Here is a 26,378-nt window from a genome sequence, read left to right as displayed (position 1 = left end):
CGTGGACGAGCTTGACTCCAACACCATAACAAACCACATTTTAACGGTAACGAACCTTCACAAGCGTTTCGGCGCCAAGGAGGTGGTCCGAGGCGTTGATTTTACCATGAAGAACGGAGAAGTGGCGGGGCTCCTGGGCCCCAATGGCGCGGGGAAAACAACGATATTCTACATGATTGTGGGCTTCTACAAACCCAGCATGGGAACAGTGGCCCTGAACGGGGATGATATCACATTAAAACCCATGTTTCGCCGGGCCCGGATGGGAGTTGCTTACCTTCCCCAGGAAGCCTCGATTTTCCGCAAACTTACGGTGGAACAGAATATACGGGCTATCCTGGAAAGCCGCAGGGATATTGACAAAGCAGCCCAAAAGGATCGCCTTGAAGCCCTGCTGGATGAATTCGGCATAGGCCGCATCCGCACCCAGTACGGCTACACCCTCTCAGGGGGCGAACGGCGGCGTACCGAGATCGCCCGGGCCTTGGCCACGGAGCCGAAGTTCCTCCTGCTGGACGAACCCTTTGCGGGTATCGACCCCATCGCGGTTTATGAGATCAAGCAAATTATCCGCCGGCTGGCGGAAAAGGGCATAGGGATACTCATCACAGACCACAATGTCCGGGACACCCTGGAGATAACCACCGAAGCCTTCATCATCGCCGACGGCACCATAGTCGCCCAGGGAGACCGGGATCTGATCCTGGCAAACGAAATGGTGCGGGAAGTGTACCTGGGCAGCGAATTCAGGATGTGAGGCCGACTCAGCTTTCCTCAGCAACCGGCCTACCGGCTCTGATCACAATTTTTCTCCACTTGCCGGTTGCCAGGTAGATGATCGTTACAACCAAAGCTCCAACGGCGGCGGCAGGACCGCCCAGGGCGACACCCTGAAGACCCCAGCCGATGACCACACCAAAGATGTAGCAAACAGGCACCCGGAGCAGTATCGCTGAAAGCATACTGCTGAACAGAGTAAATATGGTATGGCCGCCGCCAATAAGAAACCCATTAATGCAAAAAATAAAGGGGATAAACAGAAAATCAAAGCTAAAGATGCGGAGGTAGCTAATCCCGTCCTGGATCATCTCCGGATCGCTGCCAAAGGCGTTCAGGATGACTGAGGGGAATAATTGAACCAGAACAAAAAAGGTCCAGGTAACACAGACCGAAAAAATTGTCCCGATCTTGCAGGTCTGAATTGCCCTTTCCATTTTGCCGGCCCCGATATTCTGGGCGGTCATGGCAGAAATCGAGGCGCTCATGGCCATGGTGGGCATAAAGGCAAAGCTGTTGAATTTGCCCACCGCTCCCACCGCCGCAGAAGCGGTGACCCCGCCCACTATATTCACTATTGCTGTAAGAAACAGGAAGGAAAGGCTGGTAACCGCATTTTGTAAGCAGGTAGGCAGGCCTATCTTAAAAATCAGGGCCAACTGATCCTTGTAAATCTTAAAAGACCGGAGCTTGAAGTCAAACTGAAAATTGTTCCGTACCATATAAATGATACAGAGGAACATACTCAGGGCTTGGGAGATCACCGTAGCCAGGGCAGCGCCAAAGGCATCCCAATGAAAAGCCGCCACAAAAACCAAGTCCAAAACCACATTGGTAACGCAGGCAATGGACACAAAATAGAAGGGTTGTTTGGAATTGCCCATGCCCCGGAGTATGGCGCTCAAGGCATTGTACCCGAAGATGAATACAGCCCCGATAAGAGTCACCGTAAGGTACCGGTCGCTTTCAGCAAATGATTCCGCCGGAGTCCGGATGAGCCGCAGCACCGGTCCCTTAAAAAACAGCATCACCACGGTGATCGCCAGGGCGGTCCCGATGAGCATGGTGATGATGGTGGCAGTAACCCGCTCCAGGCCGACCCGGTTCCCGGCCCCCACATACTGGCCGATAAGCACCGTGGCCCCCATACAGAGCCCGATAACCACATTGGTCAAAATAAAGGTTATCTGTCCCCCGATATTAACACCGGACATGCTTGCGGTCCCGCTAAAATTCCCCACGATGAGCATATCCGCCACATTGTAGAAGGACTGGACCAGGTTGGACGCCAAAAAAGGAAGCGCAAAAAGTACCAGTTTGGTAAGCACGTTTCCCTTGGATAGATTGTTTTCAATTTTGACCATAAATAATAACAATATTAAAATTAAAAATATTGATCAAGCTATATGAGTGCTAGTTCCCTTCTTCTTCCGCCACTTCCCTGATGAGGGTAAAAAGATAGTTGGGTACCGAAAGCGGCAAGGTGCAGCCCGGGCCAAAGATAAACCGGTTACTACCCAGCTCTTTTTTGGCTCTTAAATAGCGTTTTTTTAATACCCGCTTTACCTCTTCCCGGTCATTGGTTTCACTGACAAAGTCATGATTCTGATCCAGACCGGTAATCAGGACCTTTCCGGGGAATTGCTTCGCCACCTTAGTAATACTGCTCACCGCCCCTGGGCTTATCCCCTTGGGAGTATTCTCCCAGTTCAGGGCATGATAGAGGGTGTCCACATATTTATCAACCCATAGGTTTTTTTCTCCATGGATATGGGCCATGTTAAACCAGGTCTTACCCTTGATGTACTCCAAAAGCTCATTATCATAGGGGGTGACAAATTCATCATATTCTTTGCTCGTAATAATATGTTTGGCTGCATACTGATTCACCAGAAAGATACCGTCTATTCCTTCGGCGATGAGGGCATCCAAATAATTCTTGTTGGTTTGCTGTATTGAGCGAAGGGCTTTATGGAGCTCTTCCTTATGATGGCGGATCATAACCTGGGTAAACAGGGGGTTGAGGCTGGCATTTAGTTCCTGGAAGGAGGTCAGGGCATTAAAAATGGTGGCAATGATGGGCACCTCTTTTTTGTAATGCTTCACCAGATTTTTTACAATGGCCACTTCCCGTTTAAACAGGGGATTAGTTTTTGCATTCAGCACAGGAAGTTTGGCGGCATCATGAGGGTCCCGGACGGGGTAGCGTATAACCGTCCCATACCAATTCAGGGGATTTTGGGAAAATTCAATCTCCCCTCCATAGGCCTCGGTCATAAAATGGCCGTTGGTCATTACCTTGATAAAATCCCAGCCGTAATAATCCCGGGTACTGATCAGGGCCTGGGTAAAATCGGTCACATTCCGATCCAAAAGAGGCATATGAAACCATCCCGCTACCGGGCTTCGATCTATGGACTTATTCTCCAAAAGCGCCTTGATCCGTTGTTTACTGGTCATTTTTTAAACTCCCTTTATTATACTAGTCATACAGTATTTATATGCTTTATACTTTTTTTATACAATTGTCAATGCAGTGGAGGCGCGAAAACCATGAATAGATCGAAGACCGGAGAAGAATTAGACGGGGCGTTGGATACATGGATACTAAATAAACGGCGCGAATTGATAGAAGACATTAAGACCCTGGTACGGATTCCCAGTATATCCGCCGCCCCAAACGGGAAATACCCCTTTGGGGAACCCTGCGGCGCCGTAGTGGATAGTATGGAAGGGCTCATTCGCAAACATGGATTAGGGGTAAAATCCTACGATTATTATGGCATCGGCGCCCTTTATGGAAAAGATACCGCTGAGCGGCTTTCCTCCAATTCCATCGGGTTTTTTTCCCATCTTGATGTGGTGCCCCCGGGAGACGGATGGACAGGATCGCCCTTTGAAGGGCGGGAGCAGGATGGGTTTATTATAGGCCGGGGGGCTACGGACAATAAGGGGCCCGCAGTAGCAGTGCTCTATACCCTCAAATTTTTACAGGACCAGGGCATAGTTCTTAAACACGGGCTTTATGCTTTTTTTGGCTGTAACGAAGAGGCGGGAATGCAGGATATAGCCCATTTTCTCGAAGTGGATAACCCGCCAGCCTTTGGGCTGGTCTCGGATAGCAGTTTTCCTGTTTGCAACGGGGAGAAGGGCATACTTACCGCCGATTTTGTCGCCAATCTGGGGGAGGGAAATCTGGTACGATTTGAGGGAGGGACCGTGTCCAACATGGTACCTAACTATGCCTCTGTGGAATTACGTGGTATCGGCGCCGAAGAAGCCCGGGCGGTGTTGGGATCCGATTTTACTGTGGAGGCCCTTGAAGGAAGCGGGCAACCGGGAGGAGCTTTGGTGCGGATAAGCGCCCGGGGGATCAGCGGCCACGCAGCGTTTCCGGAAAATTCGGTAAACGCCCTTCAAAAGCTGGCGGCGGGTATCCTCAAAGCAAATCTGGCCCAGGGCGACGCCGTTCCTGCCCTGACCTTTGTGGCGGATTCCTTTGCGGACTATTACGGCGAAGGCCTCAATATTGCCTTTGAAGACGAATTATCCGGGAAGACCACCCATGTGGGCAGTACTGGGGCAACCAGGGAGGGCAAACTTATCATCGGGATTAATGTGCGCTATGCCATTACAAGCCCCCAGGAAGAACTGGTGGAACGGCTGCGGCAAAGAGGAGCGGCCTACGGCTATACCCTGGAAAAAATTCACAATCGCCCCCCTTGCTATACCCCGGCGGATGATCCCCTGGTAATAGCCTTAAACGATATTGCAAACCGCCATTTGGGCACTGACCTAAAGCCCTTTGTCATGGGCGGGGGTACCCATGCCCGCAGGCTGCCCCGGGCGGTGGGCTATGGCCCTGAAAGAAGGGACATCCCCTCCCCCTTCGGGCCCCTGGAGGGGAAGGCCCATCAGGTGAACGAGGCAGTTTCCGTTGCCTCCCTGGAGGAGGCCATCCATATTTATGTCCAGGCTATACTGAAACTGGATGAACTGCTTAGCTAATCAAGGGAAATATTTTTTCGGGGTTGATGTTCTCCAGATCCTGGAGCACAAAAAGGCCATCCTTGCGGATCAGTACTCCATCGAACCATATCTCGCCGCCCCCATCCTTGGCATCCTGGGACTGCACAATGTCCCAGTGGATTCCTGAGGGGTTGATGGGGCTGTTGCCAGGGGTAAAGTGGATGGATTTGACCATCTTTTCGTCAAAGAGGGTATCAAAGATAGGCCGGGTAACATGGGGGTTAAAGCTCATGGCAAACTCTCCAATGCGCCGGGCGTTTTCGTCAGTATCCAGGACGCGGTTAATCCGCCCGGTATCATTGGAGGAGGCTTCCACAATGCGGCCCCCTTCAAAGCGGAACCGGATATCCTGGAACATAAAGCCCTGGAATAGGGATGGCACATTGTAGGCAATCACGCCGTTCACTGAATCGGGGATTACCGGGAAACCCACTTCACCACAGGGTATGTTAAAAATTCCGCAGATGGGGTCCTTGGGCCCCTGGTCCTTAATAGAAAAGCTAATGTCCGTCCCCGGGGCAATGATCCGTACCCGGTCGGTCCGCTTTACCAGTTCCACCAGGGGACGGACCACTTCGTTCATTTTGGCGTAGTCCACCCCGCAGGCCCGGAAAAAAAAGTCCTCAAAGGCTTCAAAGCTCATCCCTGCGGCCTGGGCCATGGCGGAATTGGGGTAGCGCAGGACACACCATTTAGTTTTAGGCAGCCTGATACCATAGTGGAGTTTGCCATAGTACTTGTTGTAGAGGGCCAGCTTTTCCCCAGGCACATCCGAAAGTTCTGCGGGATTATCATTCCGGCGGACCGTAATGTAGGCATCCATGTCCTCCATTCGGACCCGCTCGTATTCGTACCAGGCTGCCCAGGATTCCTCGCTGCCATCCAGAATTAAAGCCCGGTTCAAGCGGCTGGTCTGGAGGTTTACATAGGGGAACCCCCCGGCCTCATGGGCGGCCTCAACCAGGGCCAGGGCAAAATCCTCAGCGCCGTCCGTTATATCGATAAGAAGCTTCTCTCCCCTTTGCAGGGAGACCGAAAAGTTAACCGCCGTTTTGGCAATGGCCTTAATCCGGGGATCATGCATGGGCTACTCCTTAAAAAAAGACCGCTTAAACAGGGTGTTTGGCCTTGAGTACCCCGACACGGCGGCGGATTTCCGCCACATCCTCAGGGGCCAGGACCAGTTCAGCAGCAGGCACATCCACCTCAATCTGGGCAGGCCGGCGGGCGCCGCAGATCACATTCACCAAGGGCTTGCTACGCAGATAGGCAATGGCCAGCTCCATGGGTGAACAATGGTTTTTTTCGCAAAGGTCCCCCAGATTACGGACAAATTCGACCGCGTCGGGCAGGTTTTCCGATTTCCACCAAAACTGTCCATCCCGGGCATCCCCCTTCGGGGGAACCTGATCCGCTTTTACCGTGCCGGTCAGGATGCCCCGTTCCAGGGGGGTATATGCATGGAGGGAAAGCCCGTGCTTTTCACAAAGCGGGAGTATATCCTTCTCTACATCCGACTCCAGGAGGCTGTACCTCCGCTGGACTATATCCAACTCACAGCCCGCAGCAATATGGCTTTCGATATGTTCCACCTGGACATTGGAAAGGCCGATGGCCCGGATCTTTCCCTGTTTTTTCAGGTCCTGAAGAGCCCGAACCGTATCCGCCACAGGGTACTTTACCGTATCCCTGGCAGGGTTGTGGAGGTAGTAGATGTCGATATAATCGGTTCCCAGCCGTTTTAGGCTGTCTTCACAATCCTTAATGATGGTCCCATAACTGTGGTCCACAAAGACCCGGTGACCATCCACATCGTAGACATAGCGGCCCACTTCGGTGTCCCACTGGAAGGTCCCCTTAGTGGCGATCAGGGCTTTGTCCCGTTTCCCTCCGGCCAGGGCCTTCCCTACCACTTCCTCGCTGTGACCCAGGCCGTAGATGGGGGCGGTATCAATAAGGTTGATCCCCAGTTCCAGAGCCCGATGTATGGTCTTAATAGAAGCCTCATCGTCGTTATTTTGCCACCAGTCTCCGCCCCCGATGGACCAGGTTCCCAGGGTGAGCACCGAGGCTGTAAGCCCCGAATTGCCTATACTCATTGTTTTCATATATAGGGTTCTTTATTTGGCCGCTGCAGCCTTGGCGTCGGACCGTAATATCCCGTCTACGCCGCATGCCTCATCATCATGGTATTTGAAGATTACAATGTTTTTCAGATCCCCCTTATTGCCCACCTGGGCCACCATGGTGTCATGGAGCTTTTTGATCAGGGTCCGCCGGCGATCCACCTCCATATAAGGGGGGACAAAAACGTAAAAGGTGGTTTGATCCACCGCCGCGCCGGCCACATTTTCCCGGGATAGCTGCTGGAAATAAAGGGAATAGGTTTTAAAAACCTCCCCAATTGATACGCCCAAGGCCGCAATGACCTCTTTCTTTTTTTCCGGGCTCAATTCCAGAGCCGTGGTTGCTAAAATAGTTGCCATATGTATCTCCTTAAAAATTAATTTTTCTTAGTTATGGGCTGCGGCCTTCGCATCCGCAAAGAGGAGGCCGTCTTTGCCCACCCCGTCATCATCATGGTACTGAAAGAGAACTATCACCTTGAGCTTCCCCTTATACCCCGCCCCCCGAATCGCCGCATCATTGAGGATCTTAATGGTAAGCCGTTTTTTCTCCAGGGTAATATAGGGGGGGACGCAGACAAAGAAGAGAAGCTGGTTTTTCGCATCCCCTATGGTGTCCTCGGGTTTTACCTTGGTGAAATACAGGGACAAGCCCTTGGTGTATATCTGGCCCAAGGCCGAAGTTAGCTCATCCACCAGGGCTTTTTTTTGGGATTCATCCAGTTCTAGGGTGGTTAAAGAATAAATAGTTGCCACTTAATAAACTCCTTTTTAAAAAAATTGTTGACTAATTATTTTCGATTGATTATTATCCAAATATTGGTCACCTACAATTCTTAAGTAATTTATAAGATTTGTCAAGGGTGCTATAAAAATTTTTCTCGATATGAAAAAGGATGGATTTATGAAGAAAAGTTTACTTTGTGCAGCCAGACCCCTTGTAACGGGCCTGGCTCTGGCCCTGCTATTGGCCGGTGGCGTCGGTTCCGCCTACGGAGGCGGAAATTCTCAAGCCGGAGGAACCCCCCGGGTGGATAATACCCTGCGTATTGCCCTGTCTCGGAGTGTTAAAACCCTGGACCCCCTCTATTTGGATAGCGTTGCAGCGGATAATGTGATCCAGCAGATAGGGGATACCCTGGTCCGGAATGATGCGACTCAATCACAATTTTATCCGAGCCTGGCCACCGATTGGACCATCAGCGCCGACGGTATAACCTATGTGTTCAATCTTCGTCAGGATGTGTATTTTCATGCGGGAAAATACCAAAATGGCCGGCAGCTAAACGCCCAGGATGTGGTTTATTCCTTGAACCGGGCCAAGGGATATTTCTCCAATTATCTCTATATGCTGGGCCCTGTGGAGGCTACCGGCCCCTTCCAGGTTACATGCCACCTGAATGTGCCCGATGCGACCTTTTTGTATAATCTGACCAGTAATTCCAACATCATCATCCCCAAAGAAGAGGTCGATGGCTGGGGCGCGGAATTTGCCAATCATTTTATCGGAACCGGACCTTTTAAGTTGGAAACCCATACCCCGGATCAGCGGACTATATTGGTAAGGAACGATAACTACTATGGGACCAAACCCAATATCGACCGGGTTGAATACCATATCATCACCGATACCGCCCAGAGGACTAATGCCCTCAGGACTGGAGAGATCGACGTTGATGTAGCCCTGGTGGGGGATTCCATCCAAACCGTAATCGACAGTGATCGACTGACCCTGTACCAAACCCCGGCTTACCGGATTAACCTGGTGGGTTTTAACACCCAGTCCAAAGGACCCCTCAGTGACAACCGGGTTCGCCAGGCTCTGATCAAGGCCACGGATTACGAAACCCTGTCTAAGGGAGTGTTCCGCTATAACGAAGGTGATGCCCAGAAACTTCCCCTTCCTATTAATAGCTGGGGCTATGATAAGTCCCTGGAACGGCTGGTCCCCTCCTATGATGTGGCGGGAGCCAAGGCCCTGCTGGCTCAGGCGGGCTACCCCAACGGGTTTAAGGTAACCATCAACTATGTGGCCACCGCAAACCGGGAACGAGCGGTTACCATACTCCAGGCTATGTGGAAGGAAGCCCTGAATGTGGAGTTAGTTCCCAGTACCTCGGAACAGGCGGTATATATGGAAATTCTCAATACCGGCAACTTTGAAATCATGGCAGGCGGCCAGGGTTGTACCGCAGACCCCGCCACCTCCCTGGGGTATTTCTATTCTACTGATAAGATTGGAGGTAATTATAACCCCTGGCGCTTCTCTAAGCCCGAAATTGACGCCAAGGTTGCGGCGGCGGTGGCCACCCCAGATAGGGCAAAGCGTATCCAGATTTATCATGAAATCCTTGAGCAAGTGGTACCTGAAAACGTGGGTATCTTCTTCGCCAACGAAAAACAAACCTGGGGTGTGGCCAACCGGGTTAAGAACGTGGAACAGTGGTCTTCTTCGGTGATGGATATATGCAAGGGAACCCAGGGCCAGCCGGGGTATATTAACCTTTCCATAAGCAACTAGCTTCTATCCATTTCTGGTATGGGAAACCGCCGGACGCCCGGGACTTTTTGTCAAAAACCCGGATATCCGGCGGTTCTTTCCTGTTATAAGGCTGTTACATGATCAAATTCATTATCCGCAGAACCCTACAGGTTTTCCCTACCCTTTTTATTAAAGAATAAATAGTTGCCGCTTAATAAACTCCTTTTTTAAAAATAATTGTTGACAAATTATTTTGGATTGATTATTATCCACCTATTGGCTACCTACAATTCTTATGTGTTTTATAAGATTTATCAAAGGTGCTATAAAAATTTTTCTCGATATGAAAAAGGATGGATTTTATGAAAAAAAGTTTACTTTGTGCAGCCAGACCCCTTGTAGCGGGCCTGGCTCTGGCCCTGCTATTGGCCGGTGGCGTCGGTTCCGTCTACGGAGGCGGAAAATCTCAAGCCGGTGGAACTCCCCGGGCGGATAATACCCTGCGTGTTTCCTTGAACCGAAGTGTCAAAACCCTGGACCCTCTCTATTTGGATAGCACCGCAGCGGATAATGTTATCGGCCAACTGGGGGATACCCTGGTACGGAATAATAAGGGCCGGTCTGACTTCTTCCCCGACTTGGCTACCGATTGGACAATCAGCGAAGATGGCAAAACCTATGTGTTTAACCTGCGTAAAGGGGTTCTTTACCACCCCGGAAAATTCCAGAACGGCCGCGAGTTGGCCCCTGCAGATGTGGTCTATTGCTTGAATCGGGCCAAGGGATATTTCTCCAATTACCTCTATATGTTAGGGGAAGTGGAAGTAACCGGTCCCTACCAGGTTACTTGCCACCTGAATGTGCCCGATGCAAATTTCCTTTATAACCTTACCAGTACCACCAATACGATTTTCCCCCCGGAGGAACAGGAAGGCTGGGGGCAGGACTTTGCCACCCACTTTATCGGTACCGGCCCCTATATCCTGGAAAGCCATATTCCGGATCAAAAGTCCACCATGGTGCGGAACGAAAAATACTGGGGGACCAAGGCCAATATTGAACGGGTTGAATATTATATCATCAGTGACACAGCACAGCGGGTTAACGCCCTCCGCACAGGGGAAATTGATGTGGACCTCAATGTGGTAGGTGAAACTATTCAGACAGTGAAAGACAATAGTAGTCTGACCCTATACCAAAACCCCGCCTTCCGGGTCAACCTGATAGGCTTTAACACCCGGGCCAAGGGTCCCCTAAGCGATCCTCGGGTACGGAAGGCTTTGATTCAAGCCACCGACTACGATACCTTGGCCAAGGGGGTATTCCGATATAATGAAGGAACTGTGCAGAAGCTGCCCCTGCCTAATAACAGCTGGGGTTACGATAAGGCGCTGGAAGCACTGGTTCCCGCTTATAATCCCACCGCTGCCAAGGCCCTGCTAGCCGAAGCGGGTTATCCCAACGGGTTCAAAGTAACCATCAATTATGTAGGTACCGGGAATGCGGAACGGGCGGTAACCATACTCCAGGCCCTGTGGAAGGATGCTCTCAATGTGGAGCTGGTTCCCGTTACCACTGAGCAGGCGGTATATATGGAAATACTCCAGACCGGCAGCTTTGAACTTCAAGCTGGGAGCCAGGGTTGCACCTCGGATCCCGCCACCTCCCTGGGCTATTTCTTCTCCACCGACAAAATTGGGGGAAACTATAACCCTTGGGGTTATTCCAACCCAGCCATTGACGCAAAAATCGCCTTAGCAGTGGCGATCCCCGATCGGACCAAGCGTATCCAGCTTTACCATGAGATCCTTGAACAGGTGGTTCCCGAAAATGTGGGGATCTTCTATGCCAACGAAAAACTGACCTGGGGTGTCACCAACCGGGTAAAAAATGTGGAACAGTGGGCGGCAATACTGGATGTCACCAAGGGCATCCAGGGCGAACCGGGATATATCAACCTTTCCATAGCTAACTAACTTCTACCTTGTTTTATATAAGGGAAAGCCACAGGGGAGCTGATTTTATCAATGCTTCGGCAGATGCCGGAACAAGCTCTCCTGCGGTTCTTCCTTATAAAAGGCTGTTACATGATCAAATTCATTATCCGTAGAACCCTACAGGTTTTCCCCACCCTTTTTATTGTGGTAACCCTGACCTTTATACTTACTCGGATGGTTCCCGGGGACCCGGTTACCGCCATGGTGGGGGACCAGGCGAGCCCTCAGATGATGGAGCTTATCCGGGAAGAGATGGGGCTGAATGACAGTATGTTTGTCCAGTATATCCGGTACTTAAAAAATATCATCCAGGGGGATTTTGGGCGGTCTTATTTTTATAACCGCCCGGTGGGGACGATTATTGCCGAACGTATCCCCAATACCTTGCTCCTGACCCTCACCAGCCTGATCATTGCCACCATCGGGGGGATTGCCATCGGGGTGACCACGGCGTCCCGGCAGTCTTCAACCCTGGATTATATCCTGACCCTGCTGTCCCTGGTGGGAGTTTCCCTGCCGGTGTTCTGGGTGGGGCTTATGCTGGTCCTGGTGTTCAGCGTGAATCTGGGCTGGCTCCCCACCTTCGGCATGTCCGGCAGTGTAGATGGCCTGGGTGAACTGTTGCGGCACCTGGCGCTGCCCTGTATCACCCTTACCCTGGTACCCCTGGCCTCTTTTGTCCGGGTAACCCGTTCCAGTGTAATCGAAGCCCTGGGCAGCGAATCTATCCGGTCCATCCGGGCCCGGGGACTCAAAGAAGGAACCCTGCTCTGGCGGCATACCCTGAAAAACGCTCTGCCCCCCATTGTGACCGTGGTGGGGATGCAGCTTGCCGGGGCTTTTTCCGGGGCGGTACTCACGGAGAACATTTTCTCCTGGCCCGGGATGGGCACCATGATCGCCAACGCCATTAACAACCGGGATTATGCCCTCATTCAGGGGACAGTGATGGTAATTGCCATTGCCTTTGTGTTGGTAAACCTCCTCACGGACCTGATCTATATGTTGGTGAACCCTAAATTTGCAGCGGAAACCATGTTATGGGGGAAAGCCAATGGCTGATATACCGGATACCCAAGATAGCGCCTCCCGACTTGCGGCGTACAATGAAATTATCCGCCGGGAACGGCGGCAGAACGATTTTGTCCATAAATTTTGCCGGAACCGGGTGGCCCTTCTGGGGTTTGGGATTATTGTGGCCATCCTCCTTCTGGCAATCCTGGCGCCAATTTTAAGTTCCTACGACCCCAATAAAATTGACCTGATCAACCCCTTCCTTAAACCGGGGCAGCACGGCCACATCTTCGGTACCGACGACTATGGCCGGGACCTTTTTAGCCGTATTCTCTACGGCGCCCGGGTGTCCATTGTGGTATCCCTGGGGAGTATACTCCTCGGAGGTCTCCTGGGAACCCTGGTAGGGATCCTGGCGGGTTATATCGGAGGGGCCGTGGATTCGATACTCATGCGAATCATGGACGGCCTTTCGGCTTTCCCCTATATACTGTTGTCCATTCTGCTCATCACCGTCCTAGGGTCAGGGCTCTTTAATGTGATCCTCGCCATTGGCATAGGAACCATCCCCGGCTTTGCCCGGGTGGTCAGGGGACAGTTCAGCATCCTGAAAAATGAAGAATACTGTAACGCCGAGCGGGTCCTGGGGGCCTCGGATATACGGCTGGCCTTGGTACACATTCTGCCCAACGCCCTGCCTCAGATTATCGTATACGCCACCCTGCATATTGCCAGCGCCATCATCTCCGAATCGGCCCTGAGCTTCCTGGGGCTGGGCATCGTGGCCCCCACCGCGTCCTGGGGGAATATACTCCGGGCCGGCCGGGGATGCCTGAATTCATCCCCCCATATTGCCACCATTGCGGGGGTGTTCATCCTCATTACGGTGATTGGCTTTAATCTTTTTGGTGACGGAGTCCGGGATGTGCTGGACCCCAAGATGAAACGGTAGGGGGCGGGTATGGAACGTAAAAAAGTACTCACCGTAGATAATCTCAAAACTTATTTCTTCCTTTCCAGTGGTACTGCCAAGGCGGTGGACGGGGTCAGCTTTTCCATTGAAGAAGGGCGAACCCTGGGGATCGTGGGGGAATCGGGATGCGGCAAGAGTATTACCGCCTTTTCCCTGATTAAGCTCCTCCCCCCCACAGGGCGTATCGTGGAAGGCCGTATTCTTTTTGAAGGCGCCGATGTTCTCCAGTTTGACAAGAAACGGATGCGGGATTTTCGGGGCAAGGATATTTCTTTTATTTTTCAAAACCCCATGACCTCCCTGGACCCGGTATTTACAGTAGGGTTTCAGATGATAGAAACCATCTGCGCCCATCAGGATAAGACCCGGAAGGAAGCCTATGCCATGGCGGTAAAAGCCCTGGCCGATGTGGGGATACCCAATCCCAAAAGCCGTATGTCCGCCTACCCATACGAACTTTCCGGGGGAATGTGCCAGCGGGTCATCATCGCCATGGCCCTCTGCAACCGGGCCAAGCTCGTTATCGCCGATGAACCCACCACTGCCCTGGATGTAACCGTCCAGGATCAGGTACTGGAACTTCTGCGCCGGCTCCAAGAAGAAGCGGGAACATCCATCATACTCATCACCCACAATATTGGGGTAGTCTGGGAGATGTGCCACGACGTGATGGTCATGTACGCAGGCAAAACCGTGGAACATGCCGAAACCGGGGAACTCTACAAAAACCCCCTCCACCCCTATACCTGGGGGCTTCTGGATTCCATCCCCCGACTGTCGGCGGATCAGAATGAAAAACTCAATACTATTGAAGGGACCCCGCCGGATCTCCGGTTAACCGGGCAGTACTGCAATTTCCATAACCGTTGTCCCTACGCCATCCCCCGCTGCACCCAGGAAGTGCCGGAATTGCAGGAAATTGAGGATGGCCATTGGGTGGCCTGCCATCGGCAGTTGCCACAACAGCAGTTGAAAGAATCCGACATGGAACGGCTAAAAAAGAAGGAAAGAGTTAATGGATAAGGATCCACCGATTTTAAGTATTAAACACCTGGGAAAACGATTCCGGCTCCGCAACGCTGGTCCTTTTGGACAGGCCGAATACCTTTACGCCCTGGATGATATATCCCTGGATCTGTATCCCGGGGAGACCCTGGGTATTATTGGAGAATCAGGATGTGGAAAATCAACCCTGGGGCGCTGTATTGTGCGGCTCTATCAGCCTGAGGAGGGGGAAATTTACTACGGCGGAACCAATATCGCCGCCATTCGGGGCCATGCCCTGAAGGAAATGCGCCGGGACATCCAGATGGTCTTTCAGGACCCCTACTCCTCCCTGAACCCAAAGAAAACCGCCGAGGAAATTGTGGGGGAATCTATGGTGATCCACAAAACCGTAACGGACCCCAAACAGCGGATCCAGGAGGTCCGCCGGTACATGAAAAAGGTGGGCCTGGACGAACAGTATTCCATACGCTACCCCCATGAATTTTCCGGAGGCCAGCGGCAGCGCCTCAATATTGCCCGGGCCCTGTCCCTGAATCCCAAAATCCTGGTTTGCGACGAACCGGTCTCCGCCCTGGACCTTTCCATCCAGGCCCAGATCCTTAATCTTTTTAAGGAACTCCAGCAGGAAATGGGGTTTTCCTATATTTTTATCTCCCATGACCTGAGCGTTATCAAGTATATCAGCAACCGGATCGCCATCATGTATCTGGGGAAGCTTGTGGAACTCTGCGAGGCCGGGGGGATCTATAAAAACCCCCTCCATCCCTATACCAGGGCCCTTCTTTCGGCGATACCCCCGGAAAGCCCCTTCGAAAAACGGGAAAAAATCAAACTCCAGGGGGACATCCCCAGTCCCATAGGCCGCAAAGTGGGCTGCGCCCTAGCTTCCCGATGCCCCAATGCTATGGAACGCTGCAAAAACTCCGTTCCAGCCTTACAAACCGTGGAAGGAAACCACCAGGTGGCCTGCTTCCTATATAGCCCCTAGGACTGGCCCTTCCAGGGATAGTAAGCAACCGTCATACCGACCCCTTGACACGCCATCTTCCTCTATTATAATATGGTACTGTGAATTAATGCACATCGGTAAGGGGTGAAGCAATGAACTGGATAATTTGGATTATCCTCCCTCTTGCCGGGTTAACCTTAGGCTGGACTATAAGATGGCTGTATGCCAGATTTCAACTTACGGCATCGGAGCAACGCGCCGAACGTATAAAACAGGATGCTATAAAGGAAGCTGACGCTAAAAAGAAGGAAATACTTCTTGAAGCAAAAGAACAAGTTATACGCGATCGTAACCAGCTGGAAAGGGAGACTCGGGAACGCAGGGCAGAGCTGCAAAGATACGAGAGACGTGTCTTGCAGAAAGAAGAGACTATAGATAAAAAAACGGCCCAGATAGAGAAGACGGAACAGGTCCTGACGGATAAAGAGCGGGATTTGCAGGAACGGGATAATGCTCTGGGCATGGAAGAGGAACGGTACCGGGCAGAGCTGGAACGAATTTCCGGCCTCACGGTGGATGAAGCGAAGGCCTTGATTATCCAGGATCTGGAGAGCGAGGCTAAGCATGACGCCCAGGGGCTGATCAACAAGATCGAGCAGGAAGCCAACCTTTCCGCGGAAAAGAAGGCTCGGGATGTGCTGATCGCCACTATCCAGCGCCTGTCTACGGAAGTTACCGGCGAGGTAACCGTAGCCACCGTGACCCTTCCCAACGACGAGATGAAGGGCCGTATTATCGGGCGGGAGGGGCGGAATATCCGTACCCTGGAGACCATGACCGGGGTGGATATCATCATCGACGATACCCCGGAGGCGGTGGTTATCTCCTGCTTTGACCCGGTGCGCCGGGAAATTGCCAAGATCGCCCTGGAACGGCTCATCACCGACGGGCGTATCCATCCCGCACGGATCGAGGAAATTGTCACCAAGGTAACCAAAGACATTTCCCAGAAAATCTTCGAGGAGGGCGAAAAGGTCCTCTTTGACCTGGGTATCCACAACATCAACCAGGAAGCGATCCGCACCCTGGGGCGGCTCTATTTCCGCACCAGCTACGGCCAGAACGTGCTCTACCATTCCAAGGAAGTGGCGATTATCGCGGGCATCTTGGCCGCAGAAATCGGCGCCAACCGGGAACTAGCCAAGCGGGGGGCCCTGCTCCACGACATTGGCAAGGGTATTGAAAGCGACTCGGACCTGAACCACGCGGAAATCGGCATGGACATGGCCCGGAAGATGGGGGAGGACCCCCGGATCATCAACGCCATCGGGAGCCATCACAACGATATAGAGCCCTCCTGTATTGAATCGGTACTGGTCCAGATCGCCGATGCCATCTCCGCGGCCCGGCCCGGGGCCCGGCGGGAAACCCTGGACAACTATGTCAAGCGTCTGGAAAACCTGGAGAATATCGCCACGGGCTTTACCGGGGTGGATAAGGCATTTGCCATCCAGGCGGGAAGGGAGCTGCGGATCATCGTCAATAACGAGGCGGTGAACGACGAAGAGTCCCGGGATCTGGCCAAACAGATAGCAAAGAAAATCGAAAACGATCTGCGCTATCCGGGCAGGATCAAAGTAACGATTATCAGGGAAACCAGAATCACCGAATACGCGAGATAAACTTAACCCGGCCGCTGCTATGCGGCGGCCAGGTTACCCTTTTCCCATGCTTTTAAGAGGTCAGTTTTTACCATGGCGTTTTCTTTATATAAGTGGTTTATCTCCCTGTTTACCGGGAAAGCTGATCCCGAGCGGGCCAAAAGACGGACCCTTAAAAAGATGTCCAAGATGGTGGCGGCCAATAAGTATGGGAAGTTTTACCGGATCAAGACCGAAGAGGCTGACCCGGAGCTTGCCCGGTTTTTCTTCGGCATCTACAAGGTTGTTTCCCCGGCCCAGACCCTGTTGCAGCACGCCCTCCAGTCGACCCAGCTCAAACTGGCTACGGTCAACAATTTTCTTAACCCCAGACAATTGGACATCCTGGCCCAGGTTTCCCCGGAAAGCATTGATGAACGGGCAACAAACATACCCCCCCGGGATCTAGCCCGACAAATACAAACCGAATTCGATACCCTGGCCGGCAGCTTTGATACAGAACTGAAAGGCCGTATAAATGAATGTTATAATCTCATTTTGACCCTGATCAAATTCGTTAGTTTTGATTTCTACTTTTTTCTAAAAAAATTCGACAGCCACCTTCGGGAACGCAACTTCAGCTATAACCCCCAGTTTATTCCGGTACAGGGCCGGCTGATCTCGGATGAACTTAAGGATTTTCTGGAACTGACCGGTACCCTTGATCCGAACCTGGACTGGAATTCCGCCTTGATGGCATTAAAGGCATTTAAAGATACGGATGTGGTGAATCCCAAGCTCTGGAACAGCCTGCTCCTCCAATTGCGGGATATTAAACGTTCGGGGATACTGGAGATGATGATCCGGTTTATCGACAAGAACCCTGACTGGAGTTGGGTCCCCTCTGTTCACAATGAGGACATCACTGGGGCCTACCTGGAAATTATAAAGACTGAAATGTTCGACCACCTCAAGAAAATTATCACGGTTACACAAAACACCCAAATCACCGAATATGCCCAGGCGGTTTTCGGCTATACCAATGTAAATAATCTTAAGAACTATACTGACCGGGCCGGGGAAATGTATGTAAAGAAGGGGTTTCCCGGTTTCAGGTTTTCCCAGGGGCTCAATTATTTAAGCGCCTTTCTTCTGGAAGAGAAAATGGAGTTCCTGGGACTCTACGATTTGATCCTTGTCCGGGCACAATGGGTTACCCCCGCACTTTCCCTGCCCCTTTCCGAATCGGTTCGGACGCTCATACCCTATCACGATCGTATCAACGAACTTGACGATTCACTTGCCAACGGCGGGGTCTACAGCAATCGTCTTAAAACCGCGATGATAAAAATAGACCGGGATAAAAACCAGACAAAGATCATAAGTGCAAACCTGGACACGGTCAACGGGGAAGCGAAAACCATCATCAACGAGGCGATCTTCCACCTTTCTGTGCTGCACGATGGTTTTACGGATACCCTGGAAGACTGCCGGAAAAACGACCCCACAGTCATCCTGAACTGGGAAGAGCTGAACACCTTTTCCGTGTTGCCCATGGAAAGCCAGCTCCAGAGCATCGTCACCAGGCTCACAAATATACTCCAACTACTGCGGCTCATTGTCCAGGCATCGGATGAGCTGATCTGAGCCCGGGAGCAATTCCTGCTTTTTTTCTTGCCCTTTTTAAAATAATGGTATATAGTTTCTATTGTGTTTATCACCTGTCAATTTTTAGGAGGATCATGTAATGCAGAAATCCATACGGTTTTTTTTGGCCCTTGCGCTGTTCGGAGGCATTGCGGCCGGTTTAGCGGCCGGGGGCGGCAAAGAGGACAAGAACAGCGGCGGAGTATCCAAGAATCTGGTTGTCTATTCCAATACCTCGGAAGATTTTATGAGCCAGCTGATTCCGGCCTTTGAGTCAAAGTACGGCGTTAAGGTAGAGGTTATATCCGCCAGCGGCGGAGAGCTTATGAACCGACTGACCGCAGAAAAGGATAATCCCATAGCGGATGTGCTTATAGGCGGCGGCAAGTCCCTGCTTCAGAACAGCAAGGATCTTTTTGAGCCATACCACAGCCCCGAGGCTGCCTTTATAGAAGAAGTGGCCCAGGATCCGGATAACTATTTTACGGGCTTTGAATTTACTACCCATGTGCTGCTGGTAAACCGGAATGTGGTGGGAAACATAAAGATTGAAAGCTATGCGGATCTGTTGCAGCCCCAGTTGGCCAAAAAGGTTGTTTTTGGTAACGCTGCAAAATCCAATTCCGCCTTCAGCCACCTGGGGCAAATTTTGGACGGCTTTGCCATTGCCGAGGGCAAACGGTACGAATCTGACAGCGGCTGGAGCTATGTGGAAAAGCTGTTGAAACATGGCATCATGCTGGAGAGTTCCGGTAATATCCATAAATCCGTGGCGGACGGCGAATACGGGGTAGCCCTTACCTGGGAGGCGCCATCGGTAACCTATATGAAGGACGGAGCCAAACATCTGGAAATTGTGTATCCCCGGGAATGTCTCTATTTTGCCCCCAGTACCGTTCAGATAGTCAAAGGCGGGGCAAACCCCCAAAATGCCCGGCTGTTCGTAGACTTTGTAATTTCCGAGGAGATGCAGGGCGCCATGGGGACCACCACCAGTTCCCGGCCGGTCCGTAAAAACGCCGCCCTGGCTTCCTACTTTAAACCCTACAGCGATATTGAACGGATTGTAGGCAAAAATCACATGGACTATCCCGAGGAGTGGATCATCCAGAACACCAAGAGGATTCAGGCGCAATTCAATGATCTTATGACCAGGGTTCTTCAATAGGAACAACGGGTTTGAAGGAGTTTTACCATGAGCGTAGCCGTTACCTGTGAACATCTGGTAAAAAAATACGGAGATAATACTATCATTCCCGATCTTTCGGTTAAAATACGGGAGGGTGAATTTTTCACCCTCCTGGGTCCTTCGGGTTGCGGCAAAACAACTCTGCTCAGGATGATGATAGGGTTTAATTCCATTGAGGGCGGGCGTATTCTTTTTGGCGATCGGGTCATAAACCAAGTACCGGTTAATAAACGCAATGTGGGTATGGTGTTTCAGAACTACGCCATCTTTCCCCATATGTCCACCTTTCAAAATGTTGCCTTCGGTCTGCGGAACCGGAATATCCCCCGGCCGGAAATTGAGTCCCGGGTTGATGCCATCCTGCATACCGTACATATTGAAGAGCTTCGGGATCGTATGCCCAACCGCATGAGCGGAGGCCAGCAGCAGCGCATAGCCTTGGCCCGGGCAATAGTGATAGAACCGGATCTGCTCCTGATGGATGAACCCCTTTCAAATCTGGACGCAAAGCTGCGTATAGAAACCCGGGATGCCATCAAGGATATACAGAACAAGACGGGTATTACCACTGTCTATGTTACCCATGATCAGGAAGAAGCCCTGGCTATCTCCGACCGTATTGCCGTTATGAAAGACGGGGTTATACAACAGGTCGGCGCTCCCCAGAATATATACGGCCGGCCGGCCAATCGTTTTGTAGCCACCTTTATAGGGCGCAGCAACCTGCTGGAAGCGGAGTTTGATCGGGGGACGGTTACTTTTCCTGACGGTTTCAGGGTTCCCCTGGACACCTGGGGAGACGAGCTCCCCCCCGCAGGAAGCAAGGTTCTGGTTTCCATACGTCCTGAGGAATTTATTGTCCGGGGGGATGGGCCGGGAATCCGAGGAACTGTGCGCAGCAAAGTGTTTCTGGGACCCAATACCCACTATCAGGTTGAAACCGGTTTTAGCCCCCCGGTAGAGGTGATCATGACCTCGGACCAACAGGGAGAATTTAAAACCGGCAGCCCCGTTACCCTGGATTTTGTCCGGCATAAGGTAAATATTTTTGATCCCGAAGGTAGGGTAAACTTCCTTAAGGGAGTTCAGAATGAGCTTGAGTAGACGCCGGCCCTTTGACATCTGGATGATCGTCAGCGCCGGAGCCCTGATTTTTTTTGTTTTATTTCTGCTCTATCCCCTCTTTGGTATTTTAAAACAGAGCGCCCTTGACAATGAAAGCGGGGAACTCACATTGGCTAATTTTGCCCTGTTTTTCAGCAGAAAGTATTATTACAATTCACTCCTTAACAGCCTGAAGGTTACTTCCTGCGTTACCCTGCTGGCCACGGTCCTTGGTACTACCCTGGCCTTTGTGATGAAAACCGTTAAGATCCGGGGCCGCTCTTTTTTGGATCTGGTGATTACCCTTTCCATGATCTCGCCTCCCTTTATCGGCGCCTATTCCTGGATACTTCTTTTAGGCCGCAACGGGGCGCTTACCCGGTTTTTAAACGACATTTTGGGCCTGCATTACCAGGGTATCTACGGCTTTGGGGGCATACTCCTGGTGGCCTCCCTCTTTATGATGCCCGTCATTTACCTCTACGTTTCAGGCGCCCTGTCCAGCATGGACACCTCCCTCTTTGAGGCTGCCGAAGGATTCGGCTGTACCGGTTTTCGCCGCTTTACCCTGGTGGTAATCCCCCTGATAACGCCCACCATTATTGCCGCAGCCCTCCTGGCGTTCATGCGTTCCCTCGCGGACTTTGGCACCCCCATGCTCATCGGAGAAGGGTACCGCACCATGCCGGTGCTTATTTTTAACCAGTACATGGCCGAAACGGGATCGGACAAGAATTTTGCCGCCGCCATGAGCCTTATCCTGATGCTTACCACCCTGGCGGTATTCCTGGCCCAAAAGTATGTAACCGATCACAACTCCTATTCCATGAACGCATACCAGCCCATAGAACCGGTTAAGGCCGGGATGCTCCGGAGTATCCTGGCCCATCTGTATTGCTACACCCTCATAGGACTGGCCACTATTCCCCAGGCCCTGATCATCTATACGGCTTTTAAAAAGACCTCCCCCTCGGGGTCCATGTTTGTGGATGGTTTTTCCCTGGACAGCTTTAACCGCGTGTTTTCCCGGCTGGGGGACTCCATTCGTAATACCCTGGTTTTTTCCAGCGCTGCGGTACTCATTATTATAATCCTGGGATTGTTGGTTTCCTATGTGGTGGTCCGCAGACCCAGCAGACTCAACACCGCCCTGGATGCCTTTTCCATGATACCCTTTATCATTCCCGGTTCAGTATTGGGAATAGCCATTTCAGTAAGCTTCCGCAAACCCTTTGTGCTGGCAGGCACCGCCGGCGCCCTGATCCTGGTTTATGTGATCCGCAGGCTTCCCTACATGATCCGTTCCATATCCGCCCTGTTGCGTTCCATCAGCATGAGTACCGAAGAAGCGGGAATAAGTTTAGGAGCTTCCCCCCTCAGGGTTTTTACCCGCATTACGGTGCCCATCCTGGGTCCGGGAATCCTGTCGGGTTCCATCATGACCTGGATGCAGACCACCTCTGAACTCAGTGCTTCCATCATGCTCTATGTGGCGGGAACCCGGACCATCACGGTGGCCATTTATACCGAGGTTATCCGGGGTATGTACGGCAACGCCGCCGCGCTGTCGGTGATCTTTATGGGTATTTCTGTTATCTGTCTGCTGGTCATTTTCAAAATCACCGGTAGAAGAGAACTTAAACTGTAGGAGTTGCTGGGGATGAAACTGATAATTGCCGCCGATGATTTTGGCTTTTCCCGGGCCTTTAGCCTTGGACTTATCCAGGCCTGCAAATTCGGCATCGCCCGGACCGCAGGGCTTATGGTAAATATGCCCGCTGCGGAATTTGCCCTGGAGCTCCGTAAAAAAGAAATGCCGGATCTGTGCCTGGTCCTGCATACCAATTTTGTACAGGGCCTTCCCTGCAGCCCCCCGGACAGCATTCCCTCCCTGGTGGATGAACAGGGACGTTTCCGCCGCTCCGGGGAGTATAAAACCGGCCGGTACCAGATTAGTTACCCCGATGCCCTGCGGGAAACAAACGCCCAGATAGAAAGGTTTCGCGATCTCACCGGGGAGTATCCCCTGCATATTGAAATTCACTCCGTTCAAAGCGATGAAATTACCGCAGCCCTCAGGGATGCTGCCCTTCGGTACGGCTTGCACTATATTGAACTGGACGGGCAGCCCCAAAAGGGCTACCTTTCCGCAGTGGATAGGCTGGACTATGGGGATATCATTAACCGTGGAGCGAAGCCAGAGGATTTTTTTGAAGACCGTTATGGCCTTTTAAACAGTTCCGACGAAATTCGGGTGCTGCATTTCCACCCCGGTTATATCGATCAGTACCTGCTGGACAATACCAGCTTAACCCTGCCCCGATGCAAGGATCTGGAAACCCTCTGTGACAAGCGGGTCCGGAATTGGCTGGAGGAACATCACCTGGATCTTGTTGATTACCGGTATCTTAAACAGCCGTGATGGTATCATTCCGGCGAAACATCGCATCATGTTTGTATCACAACAAATTTTACCAATTGCCGCATTATTCATTATAATACACGTAAAATATTTCTAAAAATCTACCCTGGATTAATCCCCCCTTCCCCCGTATACTTCCCCTATGGATGCACTAAGGGTAATCATGATCGGCGATGTGGTGGGCAATCCGGGGCTGGATGTTCTGGAAAAGCTGCTCCCTTCCCTTATCCGGGATGAGAGGGCAGATTTTGTGGTGGTCAACGGGGAAAACGCCGCGGATGGTTTCGGTATTACCAACCCTAATCTGAGCCGTATCCTTGCCGCCGGGGCGGATGTAGTTACTTCGGGGAACCATGTCTGGGAGAAACGGGATTTCTGGCCCGTTCTGGACACTGAAGAACGGATACTGCGGCCCCTGAATTATCCCGCCGGCGCCCCGGGCCATGGCTGGGTGCTGATCAGAAAAAACGAGATCCCCTATCTGGTGATAAATCTCCAGGGCCGGGAACTGATGACCCCCATCGACTGCCCCTTCCGCTCCTTTGACTCGGTTATCCAAGAGACCTTTGGGTCTCCAGAGACCCTTGGGTCTCCAGAGACCCTTGGGACTCAAGAGTCCCTTGGGACTCAAGAGTCCCTTAAGTCTCCCGCCATAGTACTGGTTGATTTTCACGCAGAATCCACCAGGGAAAAGGAAGCCCTGGGTTATTACCTGGACGGCAGGGCAGGCCTAGTGGTGGGTACCCATACCCATGTACAGACTGCGGATGAAAAGGTGCTCCCCGGGGGTACGGGCTACATATCGGATCTGGGTATGACCGGCGTATCAGGCGGCATAATCGGCATGGATGCTAAGATTTGCCTGGACCGGGCGCGGACCCAGGTGCTGTACCGTATGGCCTGCGCTGAACCATCGGCGGATCAGGTTCCGGAACTCCGGGGGGTGATTGCGGAAATGGACCGGGAAACCGGCAAGGCCCTTTCCATGCGGCGGCTTCGGGTTTTCTGAAGCCTAGAACGCATCCCTGTCCAGGGGGCTCCCAATGTTGATTCCTTCCCCCAGATAATCAACCCGACGGCCTTCTATGAGTATCTGCACATCCTTGACATTGGAAAATTCCGTGGCGGTCCACACCACCTGTCGCAGCTGGCCCACATAACCCTCCACTCCATAGGTATTGAACTGAAAATCCTCGCTAAAACTGATGTAGACTGTGGATCCCCGTACTTCGGCCCTGAGGAATTTGGTCCCTGGGGGAATCAGGGTGATAAGGCCCCGGGCTTTTTCTGCCGCTGTGGGACCCTGCAGGAGAAGTCGCAACACATCCTCCAAAGGGGAATCGCTCAAGGTTACGGTACGGTTAACCGAAGTACGCAGGATGGTCCCGTCCCCGTCAACCCGGATGAAGTAGAGAGCCCGGTCCCGGGATTGTACGGCCGGAGGCGCCGGGGTCACAGGCGGGGCGGCAGGCTTGGTTTCGGTAAGCGATTGCGGCTCAGGGGCCTCATCCCCGGTAAGGGTAAATTCGTCCGCTGGCTCGGGAGCAGGTTCTGTAGGGCCTATAGGCAGGCCATCTTCTGCCTGACCGGGGCTGGGTACACCGGGGCCAATTTCCAGGGGCACCGGGATTTCCGAAGGGCTTTCAGTCCTTGCCGCTTCCCGGTTAAAGAGCCGGTCCAGAAGTCCGGTTTTTTTTACATTAGATTCAATAAGCTGCCAGCTGACGATAAAAAGACTGATAATCACTATGAAAAACAGGGTCCAAAAAACAAACTGAATCGTTTTTTTCGGAGGGGGAGAAGTATTTTTATTCCGGTTTTTTAAAGCTGCCACTCCCTAATAATAGAGTGAATTAGCCAGGGGGTCAACTCAATACACATCCAGTTCCCCGGTGATAAAACCCTGGGCTTCCGCCGAGTCTCCGGTTTGGATAAGAAGCTCCCCCCCGGGGCCTATGCCTTGCAGAGTCCCCTCCACCAAGCGGCCCGAAGCGGCTGGGCCGTCAATGAAGCGTACCTGACTGCCCTTCATATACAGCCGCCGGTCAAGCTGTTCCCGCCAGCTATCGCTCCCTGAATCAGGCCCCTCAAGTTGCCCATGGAAACGCCGGAGAAAAGCCTCCAGCAAGGGGAACCGGGCCTCCGGCGCCAATCCCAAACTCACAGCCTTATCTCTGATATCAGGAGGAAATTCCCCCTGGGCCACATTCACCCCAATCCCGATATATACATTTTTGCCGTCCCCCTCGGTGAGTATCCCCGCCACTTTTTTCGATCCCAGCATCAGGTCATTGGGCCATTTGACCCGGGTCATCCCCTTAAAGGCCGGGACAAAATCTTCGATAGCCAAGGCCAGGGCCAGGCCGGTTCTGAGGGTCAGTGCCTGAGGTATGGCTTCCATCCCGGGATACCGGAGAAGTAAGGTAAAAAGAAGGCTGCCCTTTTCAGCCTTCCAGGGACGGCTGGGGATACGGCCCCGGCCCGCTTCCTGAACATCCGCCATGATCACCGTACCGTGGGGTGATCCCCGGGCAGCCAGTTCCCGGGCGTCCAGCATGGTGCTGGCCGTGGTCTCCAGGTGAAAAACAGGGGCGGAAAAAGGGTTGTACAACTCAAGTTTCTTCATTTGCAACACTTTTTAGTAAAATAATACTTATTTTTACCATTCAAATTTAGCTTTTTTTTATAATACTATATTAAAAAGTTTTATTTCCATATAAGAAAATTCTTATTTTATGGCCTATTTTACAAAAATAGGTTACGAATGAAAGTTGCATAAGCAACGGTCAGTGTGATAGCTGTACTGGGTTACTGACCGGGGGGGATGGCAATTCGCCCCTGCCTTTATCCCCATATACCTACAATAAAAAACCATTGCCATACAAAAGTAAGGATTGCCTGAGGCCATTGCTAAACATAACAGCACGCAATACCAGTTTCCTAATGTTGACCTATGTCTCCGGGAGGGGTGGGGATTGCCTCCGTCCCCGTCTCTGGAATTCCCCGCCGTAGCAGACTCGC

The 26,378-nt window shown here is 52.0% G+C and carries 23 protein-coding genes; 15 read left to right on the top strand and 8 right to left on the bottom strand.

The genetic code is table 11. The features are described from left to right. The first annotated feature begins 1 nt into the window (after window position 1). A complete protein-coding gene (lptB, locus tag TREPR_RS05135; protein ID WP_015707238.1) occupies window positions 2-757 on the top strand; it encodes an LPS export ABC transporter ATP-binding protein in 756 nt (251 codons plus the stop codon). Between the two features lie 7 nt (window positions 758-764). Here lptB and TREPR_RS05130 read toward each other — a convergent pair whose 3' ends face one another. Together TREPR_RS05130 and TREPR_RS05125 are read right to left on the bottom strand one after the other, a co-directional pair. Continuing rightward, window positions 765-2,141 carry an MATE family efflux transporter gene (locus TREPR_RS05130; RefSeq protein WP_041611027.1) on the bottom strand — a complete coding sequence of 459 codons (1,377 nt, stop codon included), beginning with the start codon at window positions 2,139-2,141 and terminating at the stop codon, window positions 765-767. 49 nt (window positions 2,142-2,190) lie between these two features. Further along, window positions 2,191-3,237, bottom strand: a complete 1,047-nt coding sequence (locus TREPR_RS05125) for a uroporphyrinogen decarboxylase family protein (protein WP_015707235.1) — start codon at window positions 3,235-3,237, stop codon at window positions 2,191-2,193. Window positions 3,238-3,330: 93 nt separating this feature from the next. Here TREPR_RS05125 and TREPR_RS05120 point away from each other — a divergent pair, with 93 nt between their 5' ends. Next, window positions 3,331-4,785, top strand: a complete 1,455-nt coding sequence (locus TREPR_RS05120; RefSeq protein ID WP_015707234.1) for a Sapep family Mn(2+)-dependent dipeptidase — start codon at window positions 3,331-3,333, stop codon at window positions 4,783-4,785. Here TREPR_RS05120 and TREPR_RS05115 read toward each other — a convergent pair. The 4 genes from TREPR_RS05115 to TREPR_RS05100 are packed head-to-tail and all read right to left on the bottom strand — an operon-like array spanning window position 4,778 to window position 7,688. Next, window positions 4,778-5,890, bottom strand: a complete 1,113-nt coding sequence (locus TREPR_RS05115) for an aminopeptidase (RefSeq protein WP_015707233.1) — start codon at window positions 5,888-5,890, stop codon at window positions 4,778-4,780. The genes TREPR_RS05120 and TREPR_RS05115 overlap by 8 nt on opposite strands. Before the next feature lie 25 nt (window positions 5,891-5,915). Then, the gene (locus TREPR_RS05110; RefSeq protein WP_015707232.1) at window positions 5,916-6,914 is read right to left on the bottom strand and encodes an aldo/keto reductase; all 999 of its coding nucleotides are present in this window, start codon (window positions 6,912-6,914) and stop codon (window positions 5,916-5,918) included. A gap of 12 nt (window positions 6,915-6,926) precedes the next feature. Then, a complete protein-coding gene (locus TREPR_RS05105; RefSeq protein WP_015707231.1) occupies window positions 6,927-7,292 on the bottom strand; it encodes a hypothetical protein in 366 nt (121 codons plus the stop codon). 27 nt (window positions 7,293-7,319) lie between these two features. Next, entirely contained in the window at window positions 7,320-7,688 is a 369-nt protein-coding gene (locus TREPR_RS05100; RefSeq protein ID WP_015707230.1) for a hypothetical protein, read from the bottom strand. 148 nt (window positions 7,689-7,836) lie between these two features. Here TREPR_RS05100 and TREPR_RS05095 point away from each other — a divergent pair, with 148 nt between their 5' ends. The 13 genes from TREPR_RS05095 to TREPR_RS05035 all read left to right on the top strand — a co-directional run bounded on the left by TREPR_RS05095 (window position 7,837) and on the right by TREPR_RS05035 (window position 24,366). After that, a complete protein-coding gene (locus tag TREPR_RS05095) occupies window positions 7,837-9,453 on the top strand; it encodes an ABC transporter substrate-binding protein (protein WP_015707229.1) in 1,617 nt (538 codons plus the stop codon). A gap of 323 nt (window positions 9,454-9,776) precedes the next feature. Next, the gene (locus TREPR_RS05090) at window positions 9,777-11,390 is read left to right on the top strand and encodes an ABC transporter substrate-binding protein (protein ID WP_052299698.1); all 1,614 of its coding nucleotides are present in this window, start codon (window positions 9,777-9,779) and stop codon (window positions 11,388-11,390) included. A 111-nt stretch (window positions 11,391-11,501) separates the two neighbouring features. Beyond that, entirely contained in the window at window positions 11,502-12,473 is a 972-nt protein-coding gene (locus TREPR_RS05085) for an ABC transporter permease (RefSeq protein ID WP_015707227.1), read from the top strand. Continuing rightward, a complete protein-coding gene (locus TREPR_RS05080) occupies window positions 12,466-13,377 on the top strand; it encodes an ABC transporter permease (RefSeq protein WP_015707226.1) in 912 nt (303 codons plus the stop codon). Before TREPR_RS05085 ends, TREPR_RS05080 begins: the two co-directional genes overlap by 8 nt. A gap of 9 nt (window positions 13,378-13,386) precedes the next feature. Continuing rightward, window positions 13,387-14,421 (top strand): ABC transporter ATP-binding protein, encoded by a 1,035-nt coding sequence (locus TREPR_RS05075; protein ID WP_015707225.1) that lies wholly within the window; start codon window positions 13,387-13,389, stop codon window positions 14,419-14,421. Further along, on the top strand, window positions 14,414-15,394 hold the full coding sequence (locus tag TREPR_RS05070) for an ABC transporter ATP-binding protein (RefSeq protein WP_015707224.1): 981 nt from the start codon (window positions 14,414-14,416) through the stop codon (window positions 15,392-15,394). The genes TREPR_RS05075 and TREPR_RS05070 overlap by 8 nt, the downstream gene beginning before the upstream one ends. Before the next feature lie 113 nt (window positions 15,395-15,507). Then, a complete protein-coding gene (rny, locus tag TREPR_RS05065) occupies window positions 15,508-17,037 on the top strand; it encodes a ribonuclease Y (protein WP_015707223.1) in 1,530 nt (509 codons plus the stop codon). Between the two features lie 72 nt (window positions 17,038-17,109). Next, the gene (locus TREPR_RS05060; RefSeq protein WP_041611026.1) at window positions 17,110-18,642 is read left to right on the top strand and encodes a hypothetical protein; all 1,533 of its coding nucleotides are present in this window, start codon (window positions 17,110-17,112) and stop codon (window positions 18,640-18,642) included. Between the two features lie 100 nt (window positions 18,643-18,742). Further along, window positions 18,743-19,810 carry an ABC transporter substrate-binding protein gene (locus TREPR_RS05055; RefSeq protein ID WP_015707220.1) on the top strand — a complete coding sequence of 356 codons (1,068 nt, stop codon included), beginning with the start codon at window positions 18,743-18,745 and terminating at the stop codon, window positions 19,808-19,810. Window positions 19,811-19,837: 27 nt separating this feature from the next. Beyond that, window positions 19,838-20,935, top strand: coding sequence for an ABC transporter ATP-binding protein (locus tag TREPR_RS05050; RefSeq protein ID WP_015707219.1), 1,098 nt, complete (start codon window positions 19,838-19,840; stop codon window positions 20,933-20,935). Further along, window positions 20,922-22,583: an ABC transporter permease gene (locus tag TREPR_RS05045; protein WP_041611025.1), complete on the top strand. Its 1,662-nt coding sequence runs from the start codon at window positions 20,922-20,924 to the stop codon at window positions 22,581-22,583. Before TREPR_RS05050 ends, TREPR_RS05045 begins: the two co-directional genes overlap by 14 nt. A 12-nt stretch (window positions 22,584-22,595) precedes the next feature. Beyond that, window positions 22,596-23,357: a ChbG/HpnK family deacetylase gene (locus tag TREPR_RS05040; RefSeq protein ID WP_015707217.1), complete on the top strand. Its 762-nt coding sequence runs from the start codon at window positions 22,596-22,598 to the stop codon at window positions 23,355-23,357. Between the two features lie 142 nt (window positions 23,358-23,499). Next, window positions 23,500-24,366, top strand: coding sequence for a TIGR00282 family metallophosphoesterase (locus tag TREPR_RS05035; RefSeq protein ID WP_015707216.1), 867 nt, complete (start codon window positions 23,500-23,502; stop codon window positions 24,364-24,366). A 3-nt stretch (window positions 24,367-24,369) separates the two neighbouring features. Here the strand turns inward: TREPR_RS05035 and TREPR_RS05030 are convergent, their stop codons facing one another. Both TREPR_RS05030 and TREPR_RS05025 read right to left on the bottom strand, forming a co-directional pair. Next, complete coding sequence (locus TREPR_RS05030; RefSeq protein WP_015707215.1) at window positions 24,370-25,191, bottom strand: GerMN domain-containing protein; 822 nt, start codon at window positions 25,189-25,191, stop codon at window positions 24,370-24,372. A 36-nt stretch (window positions 25,192-25,227) separates the two neighbouring features. After that, window positions 25,228-25,983, bottom strand: a complete 756-nt coding sequence (locus TREPR_RS05025; RefSeq protein WP_015707214.1) for a biotin--[acetyl-CoA-carboxylase] ligase — start codon at window positions 25,981-25,983, stop codon at window positions 25,228-25,230. Between the last annotated feature and the right edge of the window lie 395 nt (window positions 25,984-26,378).

The organism is Treponema primitia ZAS-2 (assembly GCF_000214375.1).
GTDB classification, from domain to species: domain Bacteria; phylum Spirochaetota; class Spirochaetia; order Treponematales; family Breznakiellaceae; genus Termitinema; species Termitinema primitia.
This window is presented reverse-complemented; position numbering and strand designations above follow the sequence as displayed.